This window comes from Streptomyces violaceus (assembly GCF_036014075.1).
GTDB classification, from domain to species: domain Bacteria; phylum Actinomycetota; class Actinomycetes; order Streptomycetales; family Streptomycetaceae; genus Streptomyces; species Streptomyces violaceus.
The window spans coordinates 5689453-5704044 of record NZ_CP107911.1; the positions used below are offsets into that span (position 1 = coordinate 5689453).

Sequence of the window (14592 nt, forward strand, 5' to 3'; positions counted from 1 at the left end):
ACTACTTGCGCGTAGAGGTGTTTGTGCCCTTGTGAAGGGCATATAAGGGGCACCGCACAACTGCACATGCACGAAGGGAGCCCGCCGTGGACAAAGACGTCTCCGCGGGAAGCGGCATCACGACCGTGGTCGGTCGACTCGCCCTCGGAATCACCCTGTTGGCCTTCGGGTTGGGGCATACCGCTGTGATCGACGGTGTGTCAGCCACTGACGCTGTGTCAATCGCCCAATACGTGGGCGGAATCGCCCTCTTCGTCGCCGGGCTGATGGCCCTCCGGGAAGGGGACTCCGCCGGTGGTACGGCGTTCTCGGTGCTCGGGGCGCTGTGGTTCACGTGGGCCGTGGCGGGGGAGGCGTCCGCCAACGCGGCAGGGTTGTTCCTGCTGTTGTTCGCGCTTGTGGCGCTGTCTCTGACGCTCGCCGGTGGTGACCAGCTCGGTCAGGGGATGTACGGGCTGTTCTTCGTCGCCCTGTTGCTCATGGCGATCGCGAGTTTCGCCGGCAACGACGGACTCGTGAAGGTGGGTGGCTGGTTCGCCGTCGCTGCGGGGGCGGTGGCTTGGTACGCGGCGACCGCGGCCCTGGCGCACTGGCCTACGGCGCTTCCGCGACGCGCCGCCGGCCGGGGCGTGACGGCCACCGGTTAGCTGCGCGGGCCGGGGAGTTGGGCGGCTTCCCGGCGATGAAAACGGACCCCCTGTGCGTGGTGGCAGCACATGGGGTCCGTCCCTTCGTTTGGCCTGTGCGGGTGCGTGGGGGTTGTTCGCGCAGTTCCCCGCGCCCCTAAAGAGCCAATTACTCCACTGTCACTGACTTGGCCAGGTTGCGGGGCTTGTCGATGTCCCTGCCCAGAACCAAGGCCGTGTGGTACGCCAGGAGTTGGAGGGGGATGCCCATCAGGATCGGGTCGAGTTCGTCCTCGTTCTTCGGGACGACGATCGTCTCGTCGGCCTTCTCCTGGTGCTGGTGGGCGACCGCGAGGATCTTGCCGCTGCGGGCCTTGATCTCCTCCAGGGCCGCGCGGTTCTTCTCCAGCAGGTCGTCGTCGGGGACGATCGCGACCGTGGGAAGGGCCGGCTCGATCAGGGCCAGCGGGCCGTGCTTGAGTTCGGAGGCGGGGTAGGCCTCGGCGTGGATGTAGGAGATCTCCTTGAGCTTCAGGGAGGCCTCGCGAGCCACCGGATAGCCCCGCACCCGGCCGATGAAGAGCATCGAGCGGGCCTCGGCGAACTGCTGGGCCAGCTTCTTGACGTCCTCCTCGTGCTCCATGATCTCGGCGATCTGGGCGGGCAGCTTCCGCAGGCCCGCGATGATCCGCTTGCCGTCGCGGACCGAGAGGTCGCGGGTGCGGCCCAGGTGGAGGGCGAGCAGGGCGAAGGCGACCGTGGTGTTGGTGAAGCACTTGGTGGAGACCACGCAGACCTCCGGCCCGGCGTGGACGTAGATGCCGCCGTCGGCCTCGCGGGCGATCGCCGAGCCGACCACGTTCACGACGCCCAGGACCCGTGCGCCCTTGCGCTTGAGCTCCTGCACGGCGGCGAGGACGTCGTAGGTCTCGCCGGACTGGGAGACCGCGACGTAGAGGGTGTCGGGGTCGACGACCGCGTTGCGGTAGCGGAACTCGGAGGCAGGCTCGGCGTCCGCGGGGATGCGGGCCAGGCCCTCGATCATCTGGGCGCCGATCATGCCCGCGTGGTACGAGGTGCCGCAGCCGAGGATCTTCACGCGGCGGATCCGGCGGGCCTCGCGGGCGTCCAGGTTGAGGCCGCCCAGGTGCACGGTGGAGAAGCGGTCGTCGATGCGGCCGCGCAGCACGCGGTCCACGGCGTCGGCCTGCTCGTGGATCTCCTTGTGCATGTAGGTGTCGTGGCCGCCCATGTCGTAGGAGGCGGCCTCCCACTCCACGGTGGTGGGCTCGGCCGTGGTGCGGGTGCCCTCCGTGGTGTAGGTGCGGAAGTCGTCGGCCTTGAGGGTGGCCATCTCGCCGTCGTCCAGGGTGACGATCTGGCGGGTGTGGGCGACCAGCGCGGCGATGTCCGAGGCGACGAACATCTCCTTCTCGCCGATGCCGAGGACGACCGGGGAGCCGTTGCGGGCGACGACGATCCGGTCGGGGAAGTCGGCGTGCATGACGGCGATGCCGTACGTGCCCTCGATGAGCCGGAGGGTCTCGCGGACCTTGTCCTCCAGCTTGGTGGCCTGCGAGCGGGCGATGAGGTGGGTCAGCACCTCGGTGTCGGTCTCGGAGAGGAATTCGACGCCGTCCGCCTCCAGCTTGCGGCGCAGGTCGGAGGCGTTGTCGATGATGCCGTTGTGGACGACGGCGACCTTGCCCTCGGCGTCCAGGTGCGGGTGGGCGTTGACGTCGGAGGGGGCGCCGTGGGTGGCCCAGCGGGTGTGGGCTATGCCGGTCGTGCCCTTGAAGCGGGCCGGGACCTTGGCCTCCAGGTCGCGCACGCGGCCCTTGGCCTTCACCAACTTCAGGCCGGAGGTCTTCGGGGACGTGACGACGATGCCCGCGGAGTCGTAGCCGCGGTACTCCAGGCGCTGCAGGCCCTCCAGGAGCAGGGGAGCGACGTCACGCTTCCCGATGTAACCGACGATGCCGCACATATATACGCATTCCTAGCCGTAGACGATGCGCCGCAGCTGCCTGAGCGAGAGCTCGGGCGGTGCCACCGCGCGATATTTGAGATCCGCCTCGATCCGTTCGAAGATCGCCGTGTTCACCAGGCCCTGGGCCTGGAGCTCACGGTGGCGGCGACGGACGTACTCCTCGGTCGTCTCGTCGAAGTACGCGAGCACGTCCTGGATCACGCGCAGCGCCTCGCCCCGGCTGAGGGGGCTGGACCGCGTCAGATGATCAACGAGTTCGTCGTGCACTCGCTAGATCCTGAGGCACCGGCGGCACTTTCGCAAGAATTCTGCCCGGTATCGGGCAGATGAGTGTTGGAACACTTATGGGGCGCCCATGGGAGTCTGATGGGCGGTTGTTCCCCGGGCGGATGTGTAAGGCGAGCAGCTTGTGACGCCATGGACATTCCTCGTATGGGCGTACCCGAGCGGCTTGCCGAGCGCATGAGCATGGCCGAGCAGCACGAGTACCTGCGCGCCGGATTCTCCCGGCGCACGATGATCAGAGGCGGCGCCGTCACACTCGGCGCCGTCGCGGGTGGCGCCTTCGTTCCGGGGGCCACCGCCCAGGCGGCCGTACCGACCGCCCGCACCGCTTCCGCGGCCGAGACCGTCGACGGCGCCTTCGTCGCCCCCTTCGGCCGCCACCTCGCCTACGGCGCCGACCCGCGCACGGAGATGACCGTCTCCTGGCAGGTCCCGGTCGCCGTCAAGAAGCCGTTCATCCGGATCGGCGCCCACCCCACGGACCTCTCCCGCAAGATCGACGTGGAGGTCCGCACCCTCTTCACCCCCGCCGGTGTCGGCGCGAGCGGCGACCACACCCAGTACTACGTGCACGCCGAGCTGACCCGTCTGCGCCCGGGCCGGACGTACTACTACGGCGTCGGCCACCAGGGCTTCGACCCGGCCGCACCGCATCTGCTGGGCACCCTCGGCACCTTCACCACCGCCCCAGCACACAAGACGCCGTTCACCTTCACGGCCTTCGGCGACGAGGGCGTCAGCTACCACGGCCTCGCCAACAACAGCCTGCTGCTCGGCCAGAACCCGGCCTTCCATCTGCACGCCGGCGACATCGCCTACGCGGACCCGTCCGGCTCCGGCCAGACCTCCGACACCGGCTTCGACTCGCGCATCTGGGACCAGTTCCTCGCCCAGACCGAGTCCGTCGCCAAGTCCGTCCCGTGGATGCCCGCCTACGGCAACCACGACATGGAGGCCTGGTACTCGCCGGGCGGCTACGGCGGCGAGGAGGCCCGCTGGAACCTCCCGGGCAACGGCCCCGACAAGAAGAACCTGCCGGGCGTCTACACCTTCGTCCACGGCAACACGGCGGTCATCTCGCTCGACGCCAACGACATCTCCTTCGAGATCCCGGCCAACCTCGGCATCTCCGGCGGCACCCAGACCAAGTGGCTCGAGGCCCAGCTCAAGAAGTACCGGGCCGCGTGCGACATCGACTTCGTCGTCGTGTTCTTCCACCACTGCGCCTACTGCACCTCCACCTCCCACGCCTCCGAGGGCGGGGTCCGGCAGGAGTGGGTGCCGCTGTTCGAGAAGTACACGGTGGACCTGGTCATCAACGGCCACAACCACCAGTACGAGCGCACGGACGTCATCAAGGGGAACAAGGTCACCAAGAAGCTCCCGATCGGCGGCACGGCGTACCCCGAGACCGACGGCGTCGTGTATGTGACGGCCGGTGCGGCGGGCCGCAGCCTCTACGCGTTCAGCGCCCCGCTGTCGTACGAGGGCAACGAGCAGGACGTGGACTCCGTGGCCTCGTTCGTCAACGTCAAGGGAGGCAAGCAGAACGAGACCGTCGCCTGGTCCCGGGTGCGCTACCTCGACTACTCCTTCCTGCGCGTGGACGTCACCCCTGCGCCGACGGGACGGACGGCCACGCTGAAGGTGCGCGGTATCGCCGAGAGCGGTGAGCAGGTGGACCACTTCACGGTGGCGCGCCGGGCGAAGTAGCGCCCCCGGCTTTTCCGGGGGGTCACATCCGCTTGAGGATCGCCTGTTTCGCCAGCGCGAACTCGTCGTCCGTCAGCACGCCCGTGCGGTGCAGCTCGCCGAGCTCGCGCAGGCGGCGCAGCAGGGCGTCGTGGTCGTCCTCCGCGGGCGCGACCGGGAGGGAAGGCATTTCCGGTCGCGTGGCCGGCACGTCGGGGGCGGTCCCGGCCGGGTGCGGAAGCCTGGCCTGGACCGCCGCCGCGACCAGTGCCATCAGCGGGTCCTTCTTGAAACCCCACAGCTCCACGGCGTTGGGGTCGTACTTGGGCGGGGCCTTGGTGGGCGCGTTGCGCACGGTGAAGCGGACATAGCCGTTCTCCAGGCCGGCCGCCGGCTGCCACTCCACGCCCGTGATGTCGGTGAGCGCCAGCGTGCGGGCGCCGGCGGCGGCCTTGGCGTCCTCCGTCTTCCAGTTCCACTCCAGGCGTATGCGCTCGCCGTCGAAACTCGCGGTGCCGTCCCCGGCGGAGACCGAGAGCGGCACGGCGGGCCCCGGCAGCAGGTACGCGGTCACCGGGTCGGCCGGTATCTGGTCCAGGAGCAGCGCGCTCCGTACCTCTTCCGTGACGTACTCGGCGACCCCGTAGCGGTCGGACTCGACGAGCAGCTGGTACGGGTCATGGGGCTCGGTGAGCCGCCCGCCGGTCGCGTGCAGCAGCGGATCGGCACCGTCGCGCAGGCGCAGCCGCAGCCGACCGTTCTTCTTGCCCTGCTCGAACGAGATTCCCGCCAACGCTCCCAGCGGGACGACCAGTTCACCCAGCTCCCTGCGCAGCAGACTGACGTTCTTGTCCCGCCCGGGGGTCAGCCGCAGGGCGTCGCCGTCGAAAATCCACGAGCCGTCCTTCTGGATGATTTCCGCCATGGGGTGGATTGTTTCATCAGTCTCACGAGAGAGTGGTCCAGACCTCTTGGGGCTCACTGGCTCGTTGAAGGGACGCTTTTGTGAGACAGCACCACAGAACGTTTCGCCTTCTCGGATCCCTGCTGCTCGTCGCGGTGGGCGTCTGTGTCACCAAGGCCGCCCCGGCACAGGCGGCGGCCCCCACCCCGCTCGACCGGGTCGTACCGGCACCCGCCTCGGTCACCCCCGGCGGCACCCCGTACCGCATCACACGCGGCACATCCATCCGTGCCGACGGCTCGCGGGAGGTGCGGCGCGTCGCCGAGTACCTCGCGGACATCCTGCGGCCCTCGACCGGTTACCGCCTCCCGGTCACCGCCCACGGGGCCGGAGGCATCCAGCTGCGGCTCGCCAAGGGCCCGTTCGGCGCCGAGGGCTACCGCCTCGACAGCGGCCGCAAGGGCGTCACGATCACCGCGGCGGAGCCCGCCGGTCTCTTCCACGGCTTGCAGACCCTGCGCCAGCTGCTCCCGGCGGCCGTCGAGAAGGACTCCGTCCAGCCCGGGCCCTGGCTGGTCGCGGGCGGCACCGTCACGGACACCCCTCGCTACGGCTGGCGCGGCGCCATGCTCGACGTCTCCCGGCACTTCCTCACCGTCGACCAGGTCAAGCGCTACATCGACCAGTTGGCCCTCTACAAGATCAACAAGCTGCATCTGCACCTCAGTGACGACCAGGGCTGGCGGATCGCCATCGACTCCTGGCCGCGCCTGGCGACGTACGGCGGCTCCACTCAGGTCGGCGGCGGCCCCGGCGGCTTCTACACCAAGGCCGACTACAAGGAGATCGTCCGGTACGCGTCCTCCCGCTATCTGGAGGTCGTCCCCGAGATAGACCTGCCCGGCCACACCAACGCGGCCCTCGCCTCCTACGCCGAGCTCAACTGCGACGGCGTGGCACCCCCGCTGTACACCGGGACCGAGGTCGGCTTCAGCTCACTGTGCGTCGGCAAGGAGATCACGTACGACTTCGTGGACGACGTGATCCGAGAGCTCGCCGCGCTCACGCCGGGCAGGTACCTCCACATCGGGGGCGACGAGGCGCACTCCACCAGCCATGAGGACTACGTCGCGTTCATGGACCGGGTGCAGCCGGTCGTCGCGAAGTACGGCAAGACGGTCGTCGGCTGGCACCAGTTGACCGGCGCGACCCCCGCGAAGGGCGCTCTCGCGCAGTACTGGGGGCTCGACAGCACCAGTGCCGAGGAGAAGGCGCGGGTCGCGAAGGCCGCGCAGAGCGGGACGGGGCTGATTCTGTCGCCGGCCGACCGGGTCTATCTCGACATGAAGTACACCAAGGACACGCCGCTGGGGCTGTCCTGGGCGGGGTATGTCGAGGTGCGGCGGTCCTACGACTGGGACCCCGGGGCGTATCTGCCGGGGGTGCCGGCGGCTGCGGTGAAGGGTGTGGAGGCGCCGTTGTGGACGGAGACGATCGAGAACTCCGGGCACGTCGAGTACATGGCGTTTCCGCGGCTGCCGGGTGTTGCCGAGCTGGGGTGGTCGGCGGCGGGTTCGCATGACTGGGAGCGGTACAAGGTGCGGCTTGCTGCGCAGGCTGAGCGGTGGGAGGCCCTGGGTATTGAGTGGTACAGGTCGCCGCAGGTTCCGTGGGGTTCCGCCTTGTGATGTGTCCGCGGGCCGGTGGGGGCTGGTCGCGCAGTTCCCCGCGCCCCTGAAAGGTGCGCACCGCGCCCCCCGAAAAGATGCGCAGTTCCCCGCGCCCCTGGAAAGGGACGGGCACCCCGGAGGACCGTACTCCGGGGTGCCCGTCTGCTTGGGGTCAGAACTCGGCGATCGGGTTCTGCAGGGTGCCGATCAGTTGGAGGGCGCCGGAGGGGTCCGACAGGTCGACCATCTGTTCGTTGTTGCGCAGTTGGAGGCGGTTGAGGCAGGAGAGGGAGAACTCGGGCGCGAACATGTCGTACTGCTTGAACTTGTCGGCGAGTTCGGGCCTCGACTCCTGGTAGGCGCGGGTGACCTCGGCGACCGTGCGCCAGAAGTCGTCCTCCTCCAGGATTCCCTCGGTGGCGAGGTTCGCCGCGAGGAAGCGGAAGAAGCAGTCGAAGACGTCCGTGAAGATCGACAGGAGCTTCTTGTCCTCCGGGACCTCGACGCGCAGCCGCTCGACCGTCGGCGGCAGCACCGCGTCCGGGTCCATGACGGCGATCTCCTCGGCGATGTCCTTGTAGATCGCGCGCTGCACGACCCCGTCCTTCAGTACGAGGATGACGTTCTCGCCGTGCGGCATGAAGACCAGGTCGTAGGCGTAGAAGCTGTGGAGGAGGGGCGTGAAGTAGGCCTGGAGGTAATGGCGCAGCCACTCCGTGGGGGCGAGGCCCGACTGCTCGATCAGCGCGCCCGCGACGGACGCCCCCTGCTGGTCGACATGGACCAGGGACGCCATCGTGGCCAGCGACTCGCCCTCCTGGAGCGAGGGCACCGGGCTCTCCCGCCACAGCGCGGCGAGCATCTTGCGGTACGGCGAGTAGCGGTCGGTCGCCTTCTCGTACTCCAGGTGCCGGTAGCCGACCGCCGCGCGCTCCTTGATGATCGACAGGCCCGTGGACTTCAGCACCGGGTCGCCCTCGATGAGCTGGGCCAGCCAGTCGTTGATCGCCGGGGTGGCCTCCATGTAGGCGGCGGACAGGCCGCGCATGAAGCCCATGTTGATGACCGACAGCGCGGTTTTGACGTAGTGCTTCTCGGGGCTCGTCTTGTTGAAGAAGGTCCGGATGGACTGCTGGGCCAGGTACTCGTCGCCGCCCTCGCCCAGGCAGACCAGGTGCCCGCGGGCGACCTCGGCGGCGAAGGTGACGGTGAGCTTGTTCCACCACTGCCAGGGGTGGACCGGGATGAACAGGAAGTCCTCGGGGTCCTTGCCCTGGTCGCGCAGGACGCCGCGGAAGCGCTCGACGGTCTCCTCGCCCAGCTCCTCGCGCAGGAACGACTCGTACTCGATGCCGACACCGGCGGTGAACGCCGCCCGCGAGCGGTGCGCGGCCAGCCACACCAGACGGACCGGGCTCGCCGTCTCCGGCGCGTACGACAGGTACTCGTGGATGCCGAAGCCGAGCCGCCCATTGTTGGCCACGAAGCACGGGTGGCCCTCGGTCATGCCGGTCTCGATGGCCTGGAAGTCGCCGCGCGCCAGCTCGGCGGCCGTGGTCTTCGGCTTGGTGAGCTTGTAACAGGTGCCGGAGAGGGTGGAGGAGATCTCCTCCAGGTAGACCGGCAGGATCTGCTCGCTGAGCCCCAGGGTGTCCTTCAGTTCGATGAAGAAGTCCAGGGCCGCGAGCGGAAGCTCGGCGCCGTCCCGGTGCCGGGTGATCGAGCCGGCGTCCACCTGCCAGTGGTCCAGGGCCCGGCGGGCGGCGGAGAAGGCGTACTGGGTGAGGCCGTCGTCGCTGCGGACGACAAAGCGCTCCCCGTCCTTCACGGGGGTGATCAGCCGCTCGTGCGCGAACTCGGCGAGCGCTTTGCGGATCAGCAGGCGGTTGGCCTGGTCCCAGCGCTCGGGGGACAGGTGCGCCACGGCGTCGGACAGGGTCATATCGCCACTCCTCGGGCAGCCAGGTACTGGTCACGCGTGCAGAAGCTGAGCAACGCGCGCTTCTCCGGCTTGTCGATCTCGCGCTCGGCCACGAAGCCGACGGCCTCGTTGAGCGCGTGGACTGCCTTGTTGCTCACGTCGGGCTCCACCACGACCCGGCGGGTGCGCGGGTCGGCGAACAGCTCGTCCATCACGGCGGTGATGACGGCCCTGGTGAAGCCGTGGATCGGCCGGTCGGTCGGCGCGACCAGGAAGTGCATGCCGACGTCGCCGGGCTCCGGGTCGTACAGGCCTTCCAGCTCGACGTACCGGGGGTCGTACGACTCCATCAGGAACGCCGGGCGGCCCTCGTGCAGGCCGAGGTACGCGTGGTGGTACTCGTGCGCCGCGATGCGCATGTACTCGCGCTCGACGTCCTGCAGTTTCGCGTCCTGCATCATCCAGTAGGACGCCTTGGGGTGGGTGACCCAGGAGTGCAGCAGCTCGGCGTCCTTCAGGGGGTCGAGCGCGCGGACGGTCAGGGTGCCGATGCCGGTCGTGGCGCTCATACCGCGAACTCCTGGAAGGCGATGGTCTTCTCGACCGGGTAGTACTCGCTGCCCAGCAGCTCCCGGATGATGTACGCGTTCCGGTACGGGCCCATGCCCAGGTCGGGGCTGGTGATGCTGTGGGTGTGGACGCCGGCGTTCTGGAGGAAGATGCCCCGGCCGGTGACGTCGACGGCGTAGTTGCGGGCGACGTCGAAGTTGCCCTGGGAGTCGTAGACCAGGCGGTCCTTGACGGGGGCGAGGAACTCCGGCTCGGCGTACTTGTAGCCGGTGGCCAGCACCAGGCCCTCGGAGTCCAGCTCGAAGTCCTTGCCCTGCTCCTCCTGGCGGAAGCCCAGCGTGTACGTGCCGTTCTCGTACGTCGCGCTGCTCAGCGAGGCGTTGGTGAGCAGCCGCGTGGGCACCGGGCCGCCGAGGTTCTTCTGGTAGAGCAGGTCGAAGATCTGGTTGATCAGGTCGCCGTCGATGCCCTTGAACAGGCCCTTCTGCTCGGCCGTGAGGCGGTAGCGGGTCGCCTCCGGCAGCTCGCGGAAGTAGTCGACGTACTCCGGGGACGTCATCTCCAGCGTGAGCTTGGTGTACTCCAGCGGGAAGAAGCGCGGGGAGCGGGTGACCCAGTTCAGCCGGTAGCCGTGGACGTCGATCTCGCTGAGCAGGTCGTAGTAGATCTCGGCAGCCGACTGGCCCGAGCCGACCAGCGTGATCGAGTCCTTCTTCTGCAGCTCCGCCTTGTGGCTCAGGTAACGGGAGTTGTGCAGGAAGTCGCCGCCCAGGTCCTGGCAGGCCTCGGGGATGTAGGGCGGGGTGCCCGTGCCGAGGACGAGCCGGCGGGCGCGGTAGACGTCTCCGGCCTCGGTGTGCACGACGTAGAGGTCGTCCTCGTACCGGACCTCGGTCACCGTGGTGCCGAAGCGGATGCTGCTCAGCTTGTTCGCGGCCCAGCGGCAGTAGTCGTCGTACTCGACGCGCAGCGGGTAGAAGTTCTCGCGGATGTAGAACGAGTACAGCCGGCCCTTCTCCTTCAGGTAGTTCAGGAAGGAGTACGGGGACGTCGGGTCGGCGAGGGTGACCAGGTCCGACATGAACGGGGTCTGGAGGTGGGCGCCGTCGAGGAACATTCCCGCGTGCCACTCGAAGTCGGGCTTCGACTCCAGGAAGACGCCGTCGAGTGCGTCGATGGGTTCGGTGAGGCAGGCCAGTCCGAGGTTGAAGGGGCCGAGCCCGATGCCCACGAAGTCATGGGTTCTGGTGGGGTTTTCAGGACGCGCGGTCAAGGGATTCTCCCAGGTACTGCTCGGCATGGCCGGCGATCAGATCGAGGACGGCGGCGATGTCGGACGCCTGCGTCTCGGGGTTGAGCAGGGTGAACTTCAGGTAGTGACGGCCGCCGACCTTGGTGCCCGCGACGATGGCGTCACCGGAGGCGAACAGGGCCTTGCGGGCGTAGAGGTTGGCGCGGTCGATCTCGGCGGGGTCGGTCACGGCCGCCGGGATGTAGCGGAAGACGAGGGTGGACAGGCTCGGCTCCACGACGACGTCGTAGCGCGGGTCCGCGGCGAGCAGCCGCCAGCCCTCCTGGGCCAGCTCGCACACCTCGTCGAAGAGCTGCCCGATGCCGTCGGCGCCCATGGTCCTGAGGGTCATCCACAGCTTGAGCGCGTCGAAGCGGCGGGTGGTCTGCAGGGACTTGTCCACCTGGTTGGGGATACGTTCCTGCACCATGCGGCGCGGGTTGAGGTAGTCCGCGTGGTAGGTGGCGTGGCGCAGCGTCGCGGCGTCCTTGACGAGCACGGCCGAGGAGCTCACCGGCTGGAAGAAGGACTTGTGGTAGTCCACGGTGACCGAGTCGGCGCGCTCGATGCCGTCGATGCGGTCCCGGTGCTTCAGGGAGGCGAGCAGGCCGCAGCCGTAGGCGGCGTCGACGTGCATCCAGGTGCCGAACTGCTCGCACAGCTCGGCGATCTCGGGCAGCGGGTCGATGGAGCCGAAGTCGGTGGTGCCGGCGGTGGCGACGACGGCCATGGGGACGAGGCCGTCCTGCGCGCAGCGCTCCAGCTCGCGGGCGAGGGCGACGGTCTGCATGCGCTTGTCGTGGTCGACGGGTATGGAGACCACGGCGTCCTGGCCGAGCCCGAGCAGCTTCGCGGACTTCTTCACGCTGAAGTGGCTGACCTCGGAGGCGAAGATACGCAGTTCGGCGAGAGAGTCCGTCTTGCTCTCCTCTCGCGCGAGGAGCAGCGCCTGGAGGTTGGACTGGGAGCCGCCGGAGGTGAACACGCCGTCGGCAGCGGGGCCGAGGCCGATGCGCTCGTTCGTCCAGTCGATCAGTTTGCGCTCGATGAGCGTGCCGCCGGCCGACTGGTCCCAGGTGTCGAGGGAGGAGTTCACGGCGGAGAGGACTGCCTCACCGAGCACGGCCGGGATGACTACCGGGCAGTTGAGGTGGGCGAGGTAGCGGGGGTGGTGGAAGTAGATCGCGTCCCGGAGGTAGACGTCCTCCAGTTCGTCGAGCACCGCGGCGGTGTCGTGCAGCGGCTCGTCGAGGTCGATCTCGTCGATGCGGGGGGAGAGGGCGTCGACGCTGACGCCGGTGAAGGGCCGGTCGGTGGCGGCGAGTTTGGCGGCCACCCGCTCGACTCCGTCGGTCACGGAGCGGCGGTACTGCTCCGCGGTGGTGTCGTTGAGCAGGTGCGAGCGCATGTGGGGGTCCTCCGGTGGGGACAGTCCGGTTGCGGGACAGAGGTGGGCTGAGCCAGCGGGGTGTAACTTAGGTAAGCCTAACCTAAGTTACATGAGGGGAGGGCTGGCTCTGCCGTGACTGTGGTCACGCGTGGGGCATGGACGGATGTCGGTCATCCTTCTGCGCGTAGCTGCTCCTCGCTCACGCCGCTGCGCCAGTAGCCGACGAACGTCACCCGGCGGCGGTCGATCCCGCGCTCCCGTACGAAGTGCCGGCGCAGTTGCTTCACGCAGCCGGACTCGCCGGCGATCCAGACGTACGGCCGCTCGGCGGTCGGGAGTTGGGCGTTGCGGAGGGTGTCGAGGACCATGGGGGAGCCCTCGGCGGTCTTGGGGGTCCGGGGAGTCTCGGGGGTTTCGGGGGTCTCGTTCTTGACGAGCCAGGTGATCTCGGCGTCGGCCTCGGTCACCAGGTCCTGGATGTCCCCGGCGTGCGGGACCTCCAGCCAGACCCGGGCACGGGTGCCGGCCGGCAGTGCCTCGACGATGGCCGAGACGGCCGGTACGGCGGTCTCGTCACCCCAGACGACCACGAGGTCGGTGTCCTCGGGCGGCCGGAAGCGGATCGCCCGGTTGTCGGCGACGGCCGGGCCGAGCAGCAGGACCCGGTCCCCGGCGGCGGCCCGGTCGGCCCAGCGGGAGGCGGGACCGGCCTGGACCGAGGCGCCCGGCTCGATGCCGTGCAGGGCGAAGTCGATGTCGATCTCGTCCGGGTCGCGTCGCAGTGCGCGCAGGGTGTACGAGCGCATCACGGCGCGTACGTCGTCCGGGAGTTCGCGCCAGCCCTGCCACCAGCCGTCCCCGAGTTCGAGCGGTACGACCGGCTCGGGCTGCCCGGGGTGCGGCAGGAACAGCGACAGCGACTGGTCACGCCCGTCGGAATGGAAGGCGTGCAGATCGGGCCCACCGAAGGTGACACGGACCAGAGACGGACCGAGCCGCCTCGTCCGCACGACCTGAAGGGAAAAGAAACGGAACGGGGCGGCCACGGCGGTGGTCATGAAGACTCCTGAGTCATCGTCAGGGGGTGGGGCGATGCCGCTCAAAGGCGCGGGGAACTGCGCGACAAGCCACATACGGCCCGCGGCCGCAGTCGTTGAGCAGCCCCACGGCGGCTGAGCGCCTAGCTGACCTTCTTCGCGCTCTCGATGGCCGTCGCCAGGTTCTCCACCAACGGCACACACTTGTCGTACGACAGAATCGGCTCGGCCGAACGCGAGAGGACCTGCCCGGCCTTGACCGCCGGCAGCTTCTTCCACGTCGCCTCGGTGATGTTCGCGGGCTGGATCGCCGAGGAGCGGTCGTCCATCATGATGACGTCGGCCGCGTACTTGTCGACGTTCTCCCAGCTCAGGCTCTCGAACCAGCCGCCACCCTGGGCCTTGGCCTTCGCCGGCGGTTCGACGAAGTTCACGCCGAGGGCCTTGAAGTACTCCAGGTCGACGGAGAGGTTCGTGCCGGAGACGTAGAAGAGCTCCTGGCTCGCGGAAGCGGCCATCACCTTGATGTCGGGGTGCGCCTTGGCGGCCTTGCGCAGCCGCTCGGAGGCCTTCTCGAAACGCTTCTTGGCGTCGGTGGCCTCGGCGGACTTCATGTCGCCGCCGAGGGATTCGGCCAGCTCCCACATGCGCTGCAGCGGCTGGGTGAGCTGGCGGTCGTAGACGGATATGCCGACGCTCGGGGCAAGCTTGGCGATCTTGTCCTTCGAGGCCTCCGGGACGTACCAGAGGGTGCCGGCGTCGTCGAACATCGTGCTGATCAGCACGTCGGGGGCGAGGGCGGCGTACTTCTCGACGCTGAACTGGTCCCAGGTGTTGCCGAGGATGGTCACCTTGCTGATGTCCATGTCGCCGGCCTGGACGTCGGGCTTGCCGTCCTGTGTCTTGGTCGGGCCGAAGACGCCCTTGACGGAGACGCCGTAGTCGTGGAGGGCCGCGGCGACGCCGGTGAAGGCGACGATGTTCGCGGGGGTCTGCTTGAGCTGGACGGTCTTGCCGCGGTCGTCCTTGAAGGACCACGGGCCGGACTTGCCGCCCGCCGCCGCGTTCGAGTCGCCGTCCTTGGAGTCTCCACTGCCGCAGGCGGTCACGAGGGCGCCGAGTCCGAGGGCGCCCCCGGCGGCGAGGATGCCGCGTCGGGAGAAGCGGGCGGTTCTGGCGTTCGACATGGCTGAGTCTGCTTTCGCGCGTTTGGAGC

General features: G+C 68.7%; 12 protein-coding genes. 3 read left to right on the top strand and 9 right to left on the bottom strand.

Features of this window, described 5'->3' with window-relative positions:
- The first annotated feature begins 86 nt into the window (after window positions 1-86).
- Complete coding sequence (locus tag OG542_RS25745) at window positions 87-647, top strand: GPR1/FUN34/YaaH family transporter (RefSeq protein WP_184592991.1); 561 nt, start codon at window positions 87-89, stop codon at window positions 645-647.
- Window positions 648-795: 148 nt separating this feature from the next.
- Here OG542_RS25745 and glmS read toward each other — a convergent pair whose 3' ends face one another.
- Window positions 796-2613, bottom strand: coding sequence for a glutamine--fructose-6-phosphate transaminase (isomerizing) (gene glmS / locus OG542_RS25750; protein ID WP_311125863.1), 1818 nt, complete (start codon window positions 2611-2613; stop codon window positions 796-798).
- A gap of 12 nt (window positions 2614-2625) precedes the next feature.
- The gene (locus tag OG542_RS25755; protein ID WP_184592987.1) at window positions 2626-2883 is read right to left on the bottom strand and encodes a hypothetical protein; all 258 of its coding nucleotides are present in this window, start codon (window positions 2881-2883) and stop codon (window positions 2626-2628) included.
- A gap of 165 nt (window positions 2884-3048) precedes the next feature.
- Here OG542_RS25755 and OG542_RS25760 point away from each other — a divergent pair, with 165 nt between their 5' ends.
- Window positions 3049-4614: a purple acid phosphatase family protein gene (locus OG542_RS25760; protein WP_328418107.1), complete on the top strand. Its 1566-nt coding sequence runs from the start codon at window positions 3049-3051 to the stop codon at window positions 4612-4614.
- A gap of 22 nt (window positions 4615-4636) precedes the next feature.
- Here OG542_RS25760 and OG542_RS25765 read toward each other — a convergent pair whose 3' ends face one another.
- Window positions 4637-5518 carry a DUF4429 domain-containing protein gene (locus OG542_RS25765; RefSeq protein WP_328413821.1) on the bottom strand — a complete coding sequence of 294 codons (882 nt, stop codon included), beginning with the start codon at window positions 5516-5518 and terminating at the stop codon, window positions 4637-4639.
- A gap of 80 nt (window positions 5519-5598) precedes the next feature.
- Between OG542_RS25765 and OG542_RS25770 the strand changes: the two genes are divergently transcribed.
- Window positions 5599-7185: a beta-N-acetylhexosaminidase gene (locus OG542_RS25770; protein ID WP_328413822.1), complete on the top strand. Its 1587-nt coding sequence runs from the start codon at window positions 5599-5601 to the stop codon at window positions 7183-7185.
- Between the two features lie 154 nt (window positions 7186-7339).
- On the opposite strand, the gene OG542_RS25775 is transcribed toward OG542_RS25770, so the two are convergent.
- The 6 genes from OG542_RS25775 to OG542_RS25800 form a co-directional block, all read right to left on the bottom strand.
- A complete protein-coding gene (locus tag OG542_RS25775) occupies window positions 7340-9109 on the bottom strand; it encodes an IucA/IucC family protein (protein WP_328413823.1) in 1770 nt (589 codons plus the stop codon).
- Window positions 9106-9657, bottom strand: a complete 552-nt coding sequence (locus tag OG542_RS25780) for a GNAT family N-acetyltransferase (RefSeq protein ID WP_311125858.1) — start codon at window positions 9655-9657, stop codon at window positions 9106-9108. The genes OG542_RS25775 and OG542_RS25780 overlap by 4 nt, the downstream gene beginning before the upstream one ends.
- On the bottom strand, window positions 9654-10931 hold the full coding sequence (locus OG542_RS25785; RefSeq protein WP_328413824.1) for a lysine N(6)-hydroxylase/L-ornithine N(5)-oxygenase family protein: 1278 nt from the start codon (window positions 10929-10931) through the stop codon (window positions 9654-9656). Before OG542_RS25785 ends, OG542_RS25780 begins: the two co-directional genes overlap by 4 nt.
- The gene (desA, locus tag OG542_RS25790) at window positions 10915-12357 is read right to left on the bottom strand and encodes a lysine decarboxylase DesA (RefSeq protein ID WP_328413825.1); all 1443 of its coding nucleotides are present in this window, start codon (window positions 12355-12357) and stop codon (window positions 10915-10917) included. Before desA ends, OG542_RS25785 begins: the two co-directional genes overlap by 17 nt.
- Before the next feature lie 152 nt (window positions 12358-12509).
- On the bottom strand, window positions 12510-13397 hold the full coding sequence (locus tag OG542_RS25795; protein ID WP_328413826.1) for a siderophore-interacting protein: 888 nt from the start codon (window positions 13395-13397) through the stop codon (window positions 12510-12512).
- A gap of 122 nt (window positions 13398-13519) precedes the next feature.
- Window positions 13520-14563, bottom strand: coding sequence for an ABC transporter substrate-binding protein (locus OG542_RS25800; RefSeq protein WP_328413827.1), 1044 nt, complete (start codon window positions 14561-14563; stop codon window positions 13520-13522).
- Window positions 14564-14592 lie beyond the last annotated feature (29 nt).